We start from the raw sequence: 12,553 nt of genomic DNA, 5'->3' as shown, positions 1-12,553 counted from the left end.
TTCCCGGCCGGACTTTCCTGGATGACGGACGGGACGATGAACACGACCGACGGAGAACAGGACGACAAGACGCGGACGATCGACCTGCCCACGGCGATGGACCGTGCGGCCACGCAGCTGGCGGAACTGCTGCGGTGCGAGCCGGGAGCCGTGTCGTCCGTGCGGGCGACCGAGGACGGCTGGTCGGCGGACGTGGAGGTCGTCGAGCTGGCGAAGATCCCGGACACGATGAGCGTGATGGCTTCGTACCACGTCGCTCTCGACCCCGAGGGCCGGCTGGTCGCGTACGAGCGCACCCGGCGCTACGCACGCGGCCAGATCGACCGCCGTTGACGACGGCGGACAACACCCTCCCCTGACAAGCCCGTTGCCGCCTTCCGGTGGCAACGGACGTCGAAACGGAAGGAGTTCAGCGTGACACTCGTCCAACAGAGCAGTACGACGAGCGGCGGCAGCGGCTCGGGAAATCTCTACGACGTCCTGGAACTCATCCTCGACCGAGGGCTCGTGATCGACGCGTTCGTGCGCGTCTCCCTCGTGGGCATCGAGATCCTCAAGATCGACGTGCGCGTGGTCGTCGCGAGCGTGGACACCTACCTCCGCTTCGCGGAGGCGTGCAACCGGCTCGACCTGGAGTCCGGGCGCAAGGCCCCGACCCAGCTCACGGACATCGTGGGCGAGATGACGGAGAGCGGCGCGAAGGGCAAGTCGAAGGGCGCTCTGACCGGCGCCGTCGAGGCGTTCACGGATTCCCTCCAGGGCAAGCGGGAGGAGTCCGAGGAGGAACCGAGGAAGCGGCCGGCGCGGAAGTCCGCCTCCGGCCGGACGTCTGCCGGCCGGCGGGAGGAGTAGAAGTGCCGACCTATGTCTACGCGATCGTCTCGGCCGATCATCCGGCGCCCCTGGACGGCCTCCGGGGAGTCGGTGAACCGCCGGCCGCGCTGCGGACGGTCTCCGCGGGGGACCTCGCCGCGGTCGTGAGCGACGCCGAGGAAGGACTCCGGGCCAAGCGGCGGGACGTGCTGGCCCACGAGGCGGTGGTCGAGTCCCTCATGGCGCACGGCGCGACGCTGCCCATGCGCTTCGGGCTGCTCGGCCCGGACGACGCCAAGGTGGCCGAGGTCCTGGAGCACGACGGCGACGCCTACCGCGCGCGCTTGGCCGAGCTGGACGGCCACCTGGAGTTCCACCTCAAGGCGTCCAGGGACGAGCAGGACCTGCTGCGCGAGATCGTGGCGGGCTCGCCGGAGGTCCGGGAGCTCAACGAGCGGACCCGGTCGGGCGACGCCGCGCAGGAGGACCGGGTCGCCCTGGGCGAGCTCGTGGCCCGCGAGGTCGCCGGCCGCAACGCGGAGCAGGCCGAGGACACCCTGCGGCGGCTGGAGCCCGTCGCCGCCAGGGTCGCCCGGTCCGAGCCCGGGGCCGGCCACTTCCTCAACGTCTCGTTCCTCGTGCCCGCCGGGGCCTCGAAGGAGTTCGTGCACGCGGTACGGGAGGAAGCGGACCGCGGGGGCGACGCGTGCACCTTCACGCTGACCGGCCCCCTCCCGCCGTACAGCTTCGTATGACCCGGCGCCAGGCACGCGGACGCGACGGCGGGGCGGAGGAGGCGGACGGATGGGTCTGCTCGGCGGAATCCTGACGCTGCCCCTCGCCCCGCTGCGCGGCACGGCATGGGTGGTCGACCAGGTGCTGCGAGCCGCGGAACGGGAGTACTACGACCCGGAACCCGTCAGGGCGCGGCTGGCGGCGCTGGTGAACGACCTGGAAAGCGGCCGGTTGGACGCCGAGGAGTTCGACCGGCTGGAGGACGAACTCCTCGACCGGCTCGACGAGATCGAGGCGTACCGAGAGAGGACGGAGGGCGGCTGATGACGGCACGCGAGGAACGGGCGCGGCGGAAGGAGGTGGGCCGGTGAACCCGAAGAACACCACGGTGGCCGCCGCGCTGGTCGGGGGCTACCTGCTGGGAAGGACGCGGAAGGCCCGGCTGGCCATGGGGGTGGGACTGTTCCTCGTCGGCCGCGAGGCGGATCTCGACCCCCGGCGGATCGTCCGCTCGATCGCCGCGTCCCCGGCGGCGGGGGCGCTGGTCGAGCAGTTCCGCCGGGAGGTGGTCGAGGCCACGATGGCCGCGGCGGCCGAGGCCCTCGGCCAACGGACCGCGCACCTGGGGGAATCGCTGCGGAAGCACACGAAGGCGCTCGGAGGCGGGGAGGCCGAGCCGGAGACGGCCTCGGGCGCGGGGAAGGCCACGAGCCGGACCCCGGCCCGCGGCCGGTCCTCGGCCTCGGGCGGCGCCCGGTCCTCGCAGGCGTCCCGCAAGAGGACCGGCGCGTCCCAAAAATCCTCGGGATCCCGCACGCGCCAGGGCGGGGGCGACGACGATGAGTGACTCCGCCCTGGACCGGGTCAAGGGCGACGTGCTGGAGGGCCCGGCGGTCGAACGGTTCAAGGAAGAGCTCCGGCTGTACGTGACGGCACGCTTCGAGGACGCCGCGAAGCGGCTCGGGGAGCGCCTCGGCGAGACCGTCGCGGGGCTGGCCGAGCCGGGCGCCGGACGGGGCGCCCTCGTGAAGGGCCTGGAGCGGGCGAGGCGGGTGCTCGGTGAGGGTCGGACGCCGCTGCGGGCCGCGCTGACGGTCGGCGCGCACGCCGCCAAGGACTCCGTCAAGAAGAAGGCGTTCGAGGCCGTCGGCGGAGGCGGCGGGCGGAAGGGCGGCTCCGCGAGACCCGTCGTGGTCGCCGAGGGCGTCGACGTGGGCGTACCCGTGGGCGAGGCGTACGACCAGTGGACGCGGTTCCAGGAGTCCAGCGCCTTCGCCCAGGGAACCGTCGACATCGGACGGGTCCTGGACAGGCGCATCGACTGGACCGCGGAAGGCACCCGGGGCACCGTCCACGGGGTCGTCACCTTCCATCCGCTCGCCGACGATCTCACCCGGGTCCTCCTCGTCGTGGAGTACTTCCCCCAGGGGCTGCTGGAGAGGCTCGGGCGCGTCTGGCGCGCCCCGGGCAGGCGGGTCCGCCTGGACCTGGAGCGCTACCGCACGGACCTCATGCTGCGGGGCGAGGACGAAGACGTCGAGTACGAAGACGTCGAGTACGAGGCCGACGCGGACGAGGAGGAGGACGGGAAGAGGGACGAGGACGCCCTCTACGAGGACGAGGCGGAGGCGGGCGAGGCGGAGGACGAGGGCGAGGCGGAGCCCTACGAGGAGGACCCCGACACGGCCGACCGCTGACCGCTGACCGCTGACCACTGACCACTGACCACTGACCACTGACCACTGACTACCGACGGCCAACCCTTAACCCCTAACCGCCGACCGCCGACCGCCGACCCCGACCGAGACGTCGTCCCAGGACAGGAGCGCACCGTGTCCGAGACCTTTGCGGGCCGCCTGCCGGCCTCACCCCATGCCGGACCGCCGAGCAGCCGTCAAGGCTCGTCCGCGAACCTCGCGGACATCCTGGAACGCGTGCTCGACAAGGGCATCGTGATCGCCGGCGACATCCAGATCAACCTTCTCGACATCGAGTTGCTGACCATCAAGCTCCGCCTGCTGGTCGCCTCCGTCGACAAGGCGAAGGAGATGGGGATCGACTGGTGGGAGCACGATCCCTCGCTCTCCTCGCGAGCGCGCGCCCCCGCGCCGCTCGACGCCGGGTCCCCCCGCGAACGGCAACTGGCCGACGAGAACGAGCTGCTGCGCGCGGAGCTCGCCCGGCTGCGGGACGGCGAACGGGAGGCCGTCACGGACGAAGGGACGGAGGGAACAGGATGAGCACGACCGAGCGGCCCGAGGCCCGGAGCGAGGGGCCCGAGGCACAGACCGAGCGGCCCGGCGCCCTGACCACGAGGCGGGAGCGGGCGTCCGAGGAGTCCGTCCTCCCTCGCCTCCCGCCCCGGGAGGACTCCACCCGCGTGTACGTCTACGGCATCAGCCGGGACGACGGCAGGGTCGCCCCCCTCGCGGGGGCCGGGGGCGGGGTGGACGGGCACGACGTGCGGCTGGTGGCGGAGGGCGGCCTCGTGGCCCTGGCGTCGGCCGTGCCCGCCTCGGCCTTCGACGAGGAACCGTTGCGCCGCCGGCTGGAGCACCTTCCCGGGCTGGAGGAACTCGCCCGCGCCCACCACGCCGTCGTGGACGCCGCCTTCGCCCGGGCCCCGGTCCTCCCCCTCCGCCTGGCCACGGTGTACACCGACGAGGAGCGGGTGAGCGGAATGCTCCTCGCGCACCGGGACGCCTTCACGGAGATGCTGACGTGGCTGGACGGCCACGTCGAACTGGGGTTGAAGGTCTTCGTGGACCCCGGCGCGTCCTCCGCCGCCCGCCCCTCCCCGGAGCCCGAATCGGATGCGACGGGCCCCGGCAGGGCGTACCTCCGGCAGCGCAGGCGGCAGCGGCGCGGCACCGAGGAGCTCTACCGGGCGGCCGAAGCGGTCACGGGGCGGGTGACGCGGGCGGTGAGGGAGACTTCGAGGGCCGCCGTCGCCCACCGCACGCAGCAGGGCGAGCTGTCCGGGGGGCGCGGCGTGAACGTCGCCAACCACGCCCATCTGGTGCCCGCGAACGCCGAGGCCCGCTTCCGCGCGGAGGTGGAGGCGGCCGGGAGCGGGGTGGCGGGCGTCCGGGTGGAGGTCACCGGCCCGTGGGCGCCGTACTCCTTCGCCTCGCCCGTCACCGAGGGGGGCGAGGGGGGTGCGCCGCCCCGATGACCACCCCTTTCGCGGACGGGGGACGGCACGAGCCGGGCGACCGGCTCACCGGGCCGCCGGTCGCCCTGATCGACCTGCTGGACCGTCTGCTGACCGGCGGGGCGGTGCTGACCGGCGACCTCGTCCTGTCCATCGCCGACGTGGACCTCGTCCACGTCAACCTCCGGGCGGTCATTCGGTCGATCACCGCCGAGAACCCGGCTCCCTGGGCCTCCGCGGACGCCCCCGAGCCCTTCGAGGAGGACACTCCATGAGCCCGGACCACGTGCCGCACGGCCTGAAGGAGCACGTGCGGGAACCGGACGGCGCCACCGGGGGCCGCGCCCTGGCGCAGCGGATCTCCACGGATCCCGACACGGTGGAGCGCGACCTGATCAAACTCGTCCTGACGATCGTGGAGTTGCTGCGCCAGCTGATGGAGCGCACCGCCGTCCACCGGGTCGACCAGGGCGACCTCGACGAGGAGGAGGAGGAACGCGTCGGCATGACGCTGATGATCCTGGAGGAACGCATGGAAGAACTGTGCGCGCGTTACGGGCTGACCATGGACGACCTGAACCTGGACCTCGGCCCCCTCGGTTCGCTCCTGCCCCGGGATCCCGGGGGCCCGCTCGGCCGGTGAGCGGTTCCGCACCGCGGACGCACGACCGGAGGACCGCTCGTTTCATCTGCTCGACACAGGCAAGGAGGAATGCCATGACTACATCGAACGGGAGTTCCGACAGTTCCCAGAAGACCGACACCACGTCGTCGGCGAAGACGTCGTCGGCGAAGACGTCGTCGGCGAAGACGTCCTCGTCGCGCGGCAAGTCCACCACGGGGGCCTCCAAGCGGGCCGCCTCGACGGCGGAGCGCACCCGCTCGAAGGGTTCCGCGGCCACGGACGGAGCGAAGTCCGCCGCACGCGAGGCGGGCGAGACCGCGTCCGGAGGTGCGGTGGCGAACGGTCTGCAGACGGGCCGGGAAGCCGTCACGGCGAAGGCGACGAAGGCGGCGTCCGCCGCCACCACGGCCTGGACCGTCGTCAAGAACCGCAAGGCCGTCGCGGCGGGAGCGGCGGCGGGGCTCGCCGGGGTCGCGGGCGTCGCCTTCGCGGCCGGCCGGGCGACCGCCAGGCCTGCCCTCGGCCCGCTCACCCGCCTCGCGGGGGGACGGATCTGACCGCCCCTCCTCCCCGAGGGCCCCGCGCCCGCACGGGAACCCCCGTCCGGTCCGCTCCGCACCTGTCGGAGCGGACCGGCGGCATGAGAAGCCCCGCCCGTGGCGGCCGCCCGGCCCCCGTCCAGGACCGGCCGGGCGTCGCCCGCCTCCCCGGACTGTCCGTCCACGCGTCCCACGAACCCGCCGGTCGCCCTGTCCGGATCGGGGCAGGGCATCATGCGGACATGGTCACCATTCATCTGAAGTACGAGATCGACGCCGACAAACTCGACGACTTCGAGGAGTACGGTCGCCGCTGGGTCCGGCTCGTCAACCGGCTCGGCGGGACGCACCACGGCTACTTCCTGCCGAGCGAGGGCGACAGCGACATCGCCTACGCCCTCTTCTCCTTCCCCAGCCTGGCCGCGTACGAGCGGTACCGCACGGACAGCATGTCCGACCCCGAGTGCCAAGAGGCCTTCCAACTGGCCCGTGACACCCGCTGCATCAAGCGGTACGAGCGCCGCTTCCTCCGGCCGCTCGACGGCCTGTCCTAGCGCGTCCCGAGACCGGGCCGGGCAGGGGCGAGGGCAGCGGGCGGGCTTCGCGCGGTCGCGCCGCGGGCGCCTCGGCGGGGGCGTGAGGCCCGGGCGGGGAAGTCGGGGGACGAGTGAAAGGCCCCCTGTTGCCTACGAGTTCGGGCCGGGGCGGTCAGCCGGGGAGGTCGTCGCCCCGGGAGGGGTCCGTGACGGTGAGGACGAAGCCGCTGCGCGGGCGGGTGGGAATCCTGGACAGCGGGATCGACAGGTCCTGTGCGGGAACCGCGTGGTCGAGGTCGGCGAGCCGCTTCACCAGTGTGGCCAGCAGGGCCACGGTGACGTCCTCGCCGGGGCAGCGGTGGCCGTGGGCCGGGTCTCCGCCGCCCTGCGGGATGAGTTCGTCCGCGCTCGGTTCGCGTCCGGCGAAGCGCCGCGGGTCGAAGCGGTACGGGTCATTCCACAGTTTGGGGTCGTGGTCGTGCCCGTAGAGGTCCAGGAGGACCAGGGTGTTCTCGGCGATCGCCTCGCCCCGCCAGGTCAGTCCGGTCGCGGCGAGTCCGCCGACGAACGGGGCGAAGGGGTAGAAGCGCCGCACCTCGTGGGCGAAGGCTCGCGCGTACCGTCCGTCGTCGTCCTTCAGGAGCGGTTCCCGGTGGTGCGGCCACCGGTGCAGGGCGTGCGCCGCGAAGGCGACGAACCACGCGATCGCGACGGTGGGCCGGATGATGTTCAGCAGTTCGACGGCGGCCGTCCGCGGGTCGACGAGTTCGCCGTCGGCATCCCGGTGCCAGGCCACGGTCTCGAAGGCGGTCCCCTCGTCGCCGGCCAGTTCCTCGCCCTCGCGGGCGGCGGCGACCAGGCCGGCGAGCACGTCCTCCTGGCGGGCGCGAGCACGTCGCGCGCGCAGGTGTCGAGGGCCGGGTGTCGCGAACCCGTCGACCATGGCCGCGCAGTCGACGGCCATCCGCCGGACGGCCTCGTCGGAGAGCCGGATCCCCGTCCACGCGCAGACGGAACGGGCCAGGATCAGCACCGCCTCGTCGAAGAGCACGACGCGTCGGCCGCCGCGCCAGCCGTCCACGCTCTCGGACCAGTGCCGGGCCACGTGGTCGGCCAGGGCCGCCACCCCCGCTCCGTCCTTGAGAACCGCCAAGAACATGGCCTTCCGGATCCTGTGGGCATCGCCGTCCAGGGTGTGCACGGCCCCCCGTCCGAACAGGGTGTCGAGCACGGGTCCGGGGAGGGCCGACGCGCGCCTGACGTTCCGCTCGTCGTAGAAGAAGCCGATGGCCTCCGGACCGCGCAGGGCGACCACCGGCCGTCCCAGCAGTCTGGTCCTGACCGGGCCGCCGTCCGTGGCGCGCATGCGGTCGGGCAGCCAGGCGTAGCCACGGGCCAGGAGGGAGAGGGTGCTGTCGCCCCACGGTGCGAGGGCGGTGTCGAGTCGGGACATGTCGGTCCGCTACCCGGTCCCCCCGCCCGCACACCGGGGCCTCGGCCGTTCGGCGGAAGACCGGCACCGCCCCTTCGGGCCCGGAGCCCCGGATCGTCCGTGGCGAGGGCCGGGCCGCGGCTCCCGCCCCGTCGGCCACGGCCGCACGCCGCGGTGGGCCGCCGGAAGACCGGCGCCCACCGCGACCGTCCGGTCCGGTGGCCCGGGCCGGCGGCGTCCTCCGCTTCAGACGGCGGCCGGGAACCTGTCCCAGACCCGGTGCTCCGCCAGGGCCGCCGCGACGGCCCGCACGACCGTCGCACCGTCCTCGTCCAGGGCGATGCCCGGCCCGTCCGTGTCGATGCCGAGGTCCCGGAGGAGCCGGTCGGCGCCGTTCCAGCCGCCGAGGGCCTTCCCGTGGCGGTATGCCTCGATCAGGAGCGACGCGACTCGGGGGTCCGGCCCCTGGGGTGCGGGCGTACCCGCTTTCGCGTCCCGGGCGCCGTAGGCGTCGGCGCCCGGCCCCGGCACGCCCGCGAGGACGAGGGCGTCGAATTCGACGGACCGGGCGGCCGCGAAGGTCCGCCGCACGGTGATCGGGTCGCCTTCGGCGTCCAGGACGCCGGCGGCCGGCGCGACGACCAGCGGCACCATGCCCGCGTCCAGGACGGCCCGGCACGCGGCGCGCACGCCGTCGAGGTCGGCCGAGGCGTCGGCCACGACGCCGATGACGCGCCCCTCGACGGGCCAGCTCCGCCCCAGCTGCGAGAGGGCCGGGCTGGGATCGACCTGGGCGAGGGGCGCGGTGGGGGCGGGAGCCGGCAGGCCGAGGCCCTCGGCGACCCGCTCGCACAGCTCGGGGTCGATATGGGCGAGCACCTGGAGGACGCGTTCCCTGATCACCTGCTCATGGCACTTGCTCAGTTCGAAGGAGTAGGCGGCGATGACGTGTTCGCGCTCCGGCGGGGTCAGACTCAGCCAGAAGAGGCGGGGCTGGGTGAAGTGGTCCGCGAAGGACGCGGGGGCCTCGCGGACCTTGCTCGCCTCGGGGACCGTGACGGGCGCGTCGACGAAGGCGCCGGTGTCGGCTCCGGCGAGGAAGGGGCAGCCTCCGTCGAGGCTGTTGGGCCGGTAGGGGGCCACCCCGGTGTGCACGGCCGTCTGGTGCATGCCGTCGCGCAGCATGTCGTTCACGGGGGCGTGCGGGCGGTTGATCGGGATCTGGCCGAAGTTCGGACCGCCGAGGCGGCTGATCTGGGTGTCCAGGTAGGAGAAGAGCCTGCCCGCGAGCAGGGGGTCGTCCGTGACGTCGATGCCGGGCACGAGGTGGCCGGGGTGGAAGGCGACCTGCTCGGTCTCGGCGAAGAAGTTCTTGGGGTTGGCGTTCAAGGTCATCAGCCCGATGGGCTGGACCGGCGCCAGCTCCTCCGGGACGATCTTCGTGGGATCGAGGAGATCGATGCCTTCGAACGTCTGGTCGGGAGTGTCGGGGAAGACCTGGATGCCCAGCTCCCACTGCGGGAACGCGCCCGCCTCGATGGCGTCGCAGAGGTCCCGGCGGTGGAAGTCGGGGTCCACCCCGTTGATGAGCTGGGCCTCCTCCCACACCAGCGAGTGCACGCCCAGCCTCGGCTTCCAGTGGAACTTCACGAGGGTGGTGCCGCCGGCGGCGTCGACCAGGCGGAAGGTGTGGACGCCGAAGCCTTCCATCATCCGGTAGGAACGGGGGATGCCCCGGTCGGACATGTTCCAGAGGGTGTGGTGGGTGGCCTCCGTGTGCAGCGAGACGAAGTCCCAGAACGTGTCGTGCGCGCTCTGGGCCTGGGGGATCTCCCGGTCGGGGTGGGGCTTGCCCGCGTGGACGATGTCGGGGAACTTGATCGCGTCCTGGACGAAGAACACGGGGATGTTGTTCCCGACCAGGTCGAAAGTGCCCTCTTCCGTGTAGAACTTCGTCGCGAAGCCCCTGGTGTCGCGCACCGTGTCCGCCGAGCCGCGGGAACCGAGGACGGTGGAGAACCGCACGAACACCGGTGTCTCCACGTCCTTCGCCAGGAAGGCCGCCCGGGTCACCTCTCCGGCCGTACCGTAGCTCCGGAAGACCCCGTGGGCGGCCGCGCCCCGGGCGTGCACCACCCGCTCCGGGATCCGCTCGTGGTCGAAGTGCGTGATCTTTTCCCTCAGGTGGTGGTCCTGGAGCAGGACCGGGCCCCGGGCGCCCGCCTTCAGGGAGTGGTCCGTGTCGCGGATCCGCGCCCCCTGGGCGGTGGTGAGGTGGGCGCCGCTCTGCGCCACGCGTGCCTGATCCGCGCCGGTGGCCTGGCCGGTGGGGCTGACGGTCTCCGGCCCCAGCTGGTCGGGTTTCGGCGGGAGCGGCGGGGCCGGGCGGGTCGGCTCCGCCAGGGGCGGGGTCACCGGGCCGGGCTTGCCCGGTACCCCGTCCTCGTCCGGCTCGGAGGTGCCGGGGGCGTGCTGCGAGGTCATCTTCTCTCCTTGGGACGGTCTGCCGGATGCCTCAGCCATGACCGCCGGGCGTCCGTCCCCAAACGGGGCTCGGGTTTTCTCACCCGCGGCGGCGGCTTTCCGGGCGTATGCGCGACTGACGAGCAGCCGTACGGCGGTGGATCCGCGCTCCGGCGGCTTCACGTGCCCTTCCCCCCTGCCCGAAGATCCCGCCTCCACGCGTCAGGTCGGCATTACCGGGCAGGCGCCGGGCATGAAGCGACTCTCGGACAGCGGACGCTCCTACTGGAGGGAGACGGCCCCCCTGCCTTCCTTCCCCTCTCTCACGGACGCGGCCGAGGCGGATGCGGTGGTCATCGGGGCCGGCATGGCCGGTCTGAGCACGGCGTGGGAACTCGCCCGGGCCGGGCTCGACGTCGTCGTGCTGGAGGCGGACCGGCTCGCGGGAGGGGTCACGGGCCATACGACGGGAAAGCTCACCGCTCTGCACACCAGCGTGTACGACACCCTCCGGACCGACCACGGAGACGACGCCGCCCGCCTGTACGCGGCCTCCCAGAGCGCCGCGCTGCGACGCGTCGTCGAGGTGGTCGGCGAACTCGGCATCAGCTGCGACCTGGAACGACGCCCGGCCCTCACCTACTGCCGGCAGCCCGAGGGCGTCGCCGCCCTGCGCGCGGAGGCGGAGGCGGCGCGGGCGGCCGGCCTCACCGCCTCGTTCGTCACGGAGACCGGGCTGCCCTTCCCCGTCGCCGGTGCCGTCAGGGTGGAGGAGCAGGCCCAGTTCCACCCCCTCGCCTACCTGCGCGCGCTCGTCGACGACATCGTGGCGCTCGGCGGCCGGATCCACGAGGGAACCCGCGTGGTGGAACTCGACCGGGGCGACCCCTGCCGGCTCCGCACCGACACCGGGGCCACCGTCTCCGCCCGGCACGTGGTGGTGGCCACCCACCACCCCGTCTTCGACCACGCGCTGCTCGCCACGAGACTGTCCCAGCACCGCGACCTGGTGATCGCGGGGCCCCTGCCCGCCCCGCAGGACCCGGACGGCATGTACATCACGGAGGAGAGCGGCAAGCGCTCCGTCCGCACGGCGCCGCTCCCGGACGGCGGACGGCTCCTGATCGTCACCGGTGAGGCCTTCAAGCCCGGCACCGGGGAGGACACCGAGACCGGCTACGCCCGGCTCCAGGACTGGACCGAGCAGCACTTCCCCGGCGTCACGATCACCCACCGCTGGGCGGCGCAGGACAACAGCGCCACGGACACCCTGCCCCTCGTCGGCCGCATGCCCACCGGCGGCGAGAACGTCTACGTCGCCACCGGCTTCGCCGGCTGGGGGATGACGGGCGGTGTCATGGCGGGGGCGGTCATCTCCGCCCTCGTGCGGGGGGAACGGGAGCCGTGGACCGGCCTCTACGCTCCGGACCGCCTCGGTTCGGCCCTCCGTTCCGCGCCGACGCTCCTCAAGGAGCAGTGGGAGACGGGCAAGCACTTCGTCAAGGACCGGCTGAAGACGTTCGGCGAGGGCACCGACGGGGCCGTCCGGGACCTGAGGCCGGGCGAGGGCACCGTCGTCCGCGCGAAGGGCGGTCCGTGCGCCGTGCACCGCGACGACCAGGGCGGGCTTCACGCCGTGTCCGCGGTCTGCACCCACCTCGGGTGCCTCGTCGCGTTCAACAACGCGGAACGCACGTGGGAATGCCCCTGCCACGGCTCTCGCTTCGGCGTCGACGGGGAGATTCTCCAGGGACCGGCGCTGAGTCCTCTCGAACGGCGGGACCCCGAAGAGCTGTGAGGCCGTGACCGTTGGTCGTCGAGGTCCCCGACGAGCCCCGGCGGGCCGGGCGTCCGGCGTCTTCCGCGCCGGAGGGGTTTCCCCTCCGGCGCGGCCGAGGAAGCGGCGCGGGCGGCCGGGGGCGGATCAGGCGCCGAGGATGCGGCTCTTCTGGGCCTCGAACTCGGCCTCGGAGAGCACCCCTTGCTCCTTGAGCTGGGCGAGCTCCTTCAGCTGGGAGATCTTGGTGTCCATCGACACCCCGGCCGGCGGTTCGGGCGCGGGCGGCGGCGGAGCGGCGTACGTCTGCTGGGGGGCCGCGGCGGCGCGCTCGTAGTCCTGCTGCGCCCACCGGCCCGCCTGTCGGCGCGACACGCGGTTGGACACGGCGGTGGCGGTACCGGAGATGACCGCGGTGCGCGCGACACCGCGAAGGAGACCGGGCATGACAGATTCCTTGTCGTCGGGTGGGCGTCGGG

At 73.2% G+C, this 12,553-nt stretch carries 16 protein-coding genes; 13 read left to right on the top strand and 3 right to left on the bottom strand.

The features are described from left to right. Positions 1 to 36 precede the first annotated feature (36 nt). The 12 genes from ACF1ED_RS02830 (at position 37) to ACF1ED_RS02775 (ending at position 6,420) form a co-directional block, all read left to right on the top strand. On the top strand, positions 37 to 333 hold the full coding sequence (locus tag ACF1ED_RS02830; RefSeq protein WP_391756587.1) for a gas vesicle protein: 297 nt from the start codon (positions 37 to 39) through the stop codon (positions 331 to 333). An 81-nt stretch (positions 334 to 414) separates the two neighbouring features. After that, positions 415 to 852, top strand: a complete 438-nt coding sequence (locus tag ACF1ED_RS02825) for a gas vesicle structural protein GvpA (RefSeq protein ID WP_391756586.1) — start codon at positions 415 to 417, stop codon at positions 850 to 852. Between the two features lie 2 nt (positions 853 to 854). Further along, a complete protein-coding gene (locus ACF1ED_RS02820; protein WP_391756585.1) occupies positions 855 to 1,568 on the top strand; it encodes a GvpL/GvpF family gas vesicle protein in 714 nt (237 codons plus the stop codon). Positions 1,569 to 1,617: 49 nt separating this feature from the next. Beyond that, a complete protein-coding gene (locus ACF1ED_RS02815; RefSeq protein WP_391756584.1) occupies positions 1,618 to 1,872 on the top strand; it encodes a gas vesicle protein GvpG in 255 nt (84 codons plus the stop codon). Positions 1,873 to 1,915: 43 nt separating this feature from the next. After that, a complete protein-coding gene (locus ACF1ED_RS02810) occupies positions 1,916 to 2,395 on the top strand; it encodes a hypothetical protein (protein ID WP_391756583.1) in 480 nt (159 codons plus the stop codon). Further along, positions 2,388 to 3,245 (top strand): cyclase, encoded by an 858-nt coding sequence (locus ACF1ED_RS02805; RefSeq protein ID WP_391756582.1) that lies wholly within the window; start codon positions 2,388 to 2,390, stop codon positions 3,243 to 3,245. Before ACF1ED_RS02810 ends, ACF1ED_RS02805 begins: the two co-directional genes overlap by 8 nt. Before the next feature lie 135 nt (positions 3,246 to 3,380). Next, positions 3,381 to 3,788, top strand: a complete 408-nt coding sequence (locus ACF1ED_RS02800) for a gas vesicle protein (RefSeq protein WP_391756581.1) — start codon at positions 3,381 to 3,383, stop codon at positions 3,786 to 3,788. Then, positions 3,785 to 4,723, top strand: coding sequence for a GvpL/GvpF family gas vesicle protein (locus ACF1ED_RS02795; protein ID WP_391756580.1), 939 nt, complete (start codon positions 3,785 to 3,787; stop codon positions 4,721 to 4,723). Before ACF1ED_RS02800 ends, ACF1ED_RS02795 begins: the two co-directional genes overlap by 4 nt. After that, positions 4,720 to 4,977, top strand: coding sequence for a gas vesicle protein (locus tag ACF1ED_RS02790; RefSeq protein WP_391756579.1), 258 nt, complete (start codon positions 4,720 to 4,722; stop codon positions 4,975 to 4,977). Before ACF1ED_RS02795 ends, ACF1ED_RS02790 begins: the two co-directional genes overlap by 4 nt. Beyond that, entirely contained in the window at positions 4,974 to 5,345 is a 372-nt protein-coding gene (locus tag ACF1ED_RS02785) for a gas vesicle protein K (RefSeq protein ID WP_391756578.1), read from the top strand. The genes ACF1ED_RS02790 and ACF1ED_RS02785 overlap by 4 nt, the downstream gene beginning before the upstream one ends. Positions 5,346 to 5,419: 74 nt before the next feature. Then, positions 5,420 to 5,884: a hypothetical protein gene (locus ACF1ED_RS02780; RefSeq protein WP_391756577.1), complete on the top strand. Its 465-nt coding sequence runs from the start codon at positions 5,420 to 5,422 to the stop codon at positions 5,882 to 5,884. A gap of 224 nt (positions 5,885 to 6,108) precedes the next feature. Further along, the gene (locus tag ACF1ED_RS02775; RefSeq protein ID WP_391756576.1) at positions 6,109 to 6,420 is read left to right on the top strand and encodes an NIPSNAP family protein; all 312 of its coding nucleotides are present in this window, start codon (positions 6,109 to 6,111) and stop codon (positions 6,418 to 6,420) included. A gap of 154 nt (positions 6,421 to 6,574) precedes the next feature. On the opposite strand, the gene ACF1ED_RS02770 is transcribed toward ACF1ED_RS02775, so the two are convergent. Then, a complete protein-coding gene (locus tag ACF1ED_RS02770; protein WP_391756575.1) occupies positions 6,575 to 7,855 on the bottom strand; it encodes a cytochrome P450 in 1,281 nt (426 codons plus the stop codon). Between the two features lie 225 nt (positions 7,856 to 8,080). Continuing rightward, entirely contained in the window at positions 8,081 to 10,318 is a 2,238-nt protein-coding gene (locus ACF1ED_RS02765) for a catalase (protein ID WP_391756574.1), read from the bottom strand. A gap of 232 nt (positions 10,319 to 10,550) precedes the next feature. Between ACF1ED_RS02765 and ACF1ED_RS02760 the strand changes: the two genes are divergently transcribed. Continuing rightward, positions 10,551 to 12,095 carry an FAD-dependent oxidoreductase gene (locus ACF1ED_RS02760; RefSeq protein WP_391756573.1) on the top strand — a complete coding sequence of 515 codons (1,545 nt, stop codon included), beginning with the start codon at positions 10,551 to 10,553 and terminating at the stop codon, positions 12,093 to 12,095. Between the two features lie 126 nt (positions 12,096 to 12,221). Here the strand turns inward: ACF1ED_RS02760 and ACF1ED_RS02755 are convergent, their stop codons facing one another. Further along, positions 12,222 to 12,521, bottom strand: a complete 300-nt coding sequence (locus ACF1ED_RS02755) for an SHOCT domain-containing protein (protein WP_391756572.1) — start codon at positions 12,519 to 12,521, stop codon at positions 12,222 to 12,224. Positions 12,522 to 12,553 lie beyond the last annotated feature (32 nt).

Origin of the sequence: Streptomyces sp. NPDC014656, assembly GCF_043084305.1 — a bacterium.
Classification (GTDB): Bacteria; Actinomycetota; Actinomycetes; order Streptomycetales; family Streptomycetaceae; genus Streptomyces.
The sequence above is the reverse complement of the archived record's forward strand: the minus strand, read 5'-3'. Positions and strand labels throughout refer to the sequence as shown.

What these genes read in the sequence shown, in the direction of transcription:
- ACF1ED_RS02830 (WP_391756587.1), top strand. Translation starts at nt 37, where the DNA reads ATGAACACGACCGACGGAGAACAGGACGACAAGACGCGGACGATCGAC.
- ACF1ED_RS02815 (WP_391756584.1), top strand. Translation starts at nt 1,618, where the DNA reads ATGGGTCTGCTCGGCGGAATCCTGACGCTGCCCCTCGCCCCGCTGCGC.
- ACF1ED_RS02805 (WP_391756582.1), top strand. Translation starts at nt 2,388, where the DNA reads ATGAGTGACTCCGCCCTGGACCGGGTCAAGGGCGACGTGCTGGAGGGC.
- ACF1ED_RS02795 (WP_391756580.1), top strand. Translation starts at nt 3,785, where the DNA reads ATGAGCACGACCGAGCGGCCCGAGGCCCGGAGCGAGGGGCCCGAGGCA.
- ACF1ED_RS02790 (WP_391756579.1), top strand. Translation starts at nt 4,720, where the DNA reads ATGACCACCCCTTTCGCGGACGGGGGACGGCACGAGCCGGGCGACCGG.
- ACF1ED_RS02785 (WP_391756578.1), top strand. Translation starts at nt 4,974, where the DNA reads ATGAGCCCGGACCACGTGCCGCACGGCCTGAAGGAGCACGTGCGGGAA.
- ACF1ED_RS02780 (WP_391756577.1), top strand. Translation starts at nt 5,420, where the DNA reads ATGACTACATCGAACGGGAGTTCCGACAGTTCCCAGAAGACCGACACC.
- ACF1ED_RS02775 (WP_391756576.1), top strand. Translation starts at nt 6,109, where the DNA reads ATGGTCACCATTCATCTGAAGTACGAGATCGACGCCGACAAACTCGAC.
- ACF1ED_RS02770 (WP_391756575.1), bottom strand. Translation starts at nt 7,855, where the DNA reads ATGTCCCGACTCGACACCGCCCTCGCACCGTGGGGCGACAGCACCCTC.
- ACF1ED_RS02765 (WP_391756574.1), bottom strand. Translation starts at nt 10,318, where the DNA reads ATGACCTCGCAGCACGCCCCCGGCACCTCCGAGCCGGACGAGGACGGG.
- ACF1ED_RS02760 (WP_391756573.1), top strand. Translation starts at nt 10,551, where the DNA reads ATGAAGCGACTCTCGGACAGCGGACGCTCCTACTGGAGGGAGACGGCC.
- ACF1ED_RS02755 (WP_391756572.1), bottom strand. Translation starts at nt 12,521, where the DNA reads ATGCCCGGTCTCCTTCGCGGTGTCGCGCGCACCGCGGTCATCTCCGGT.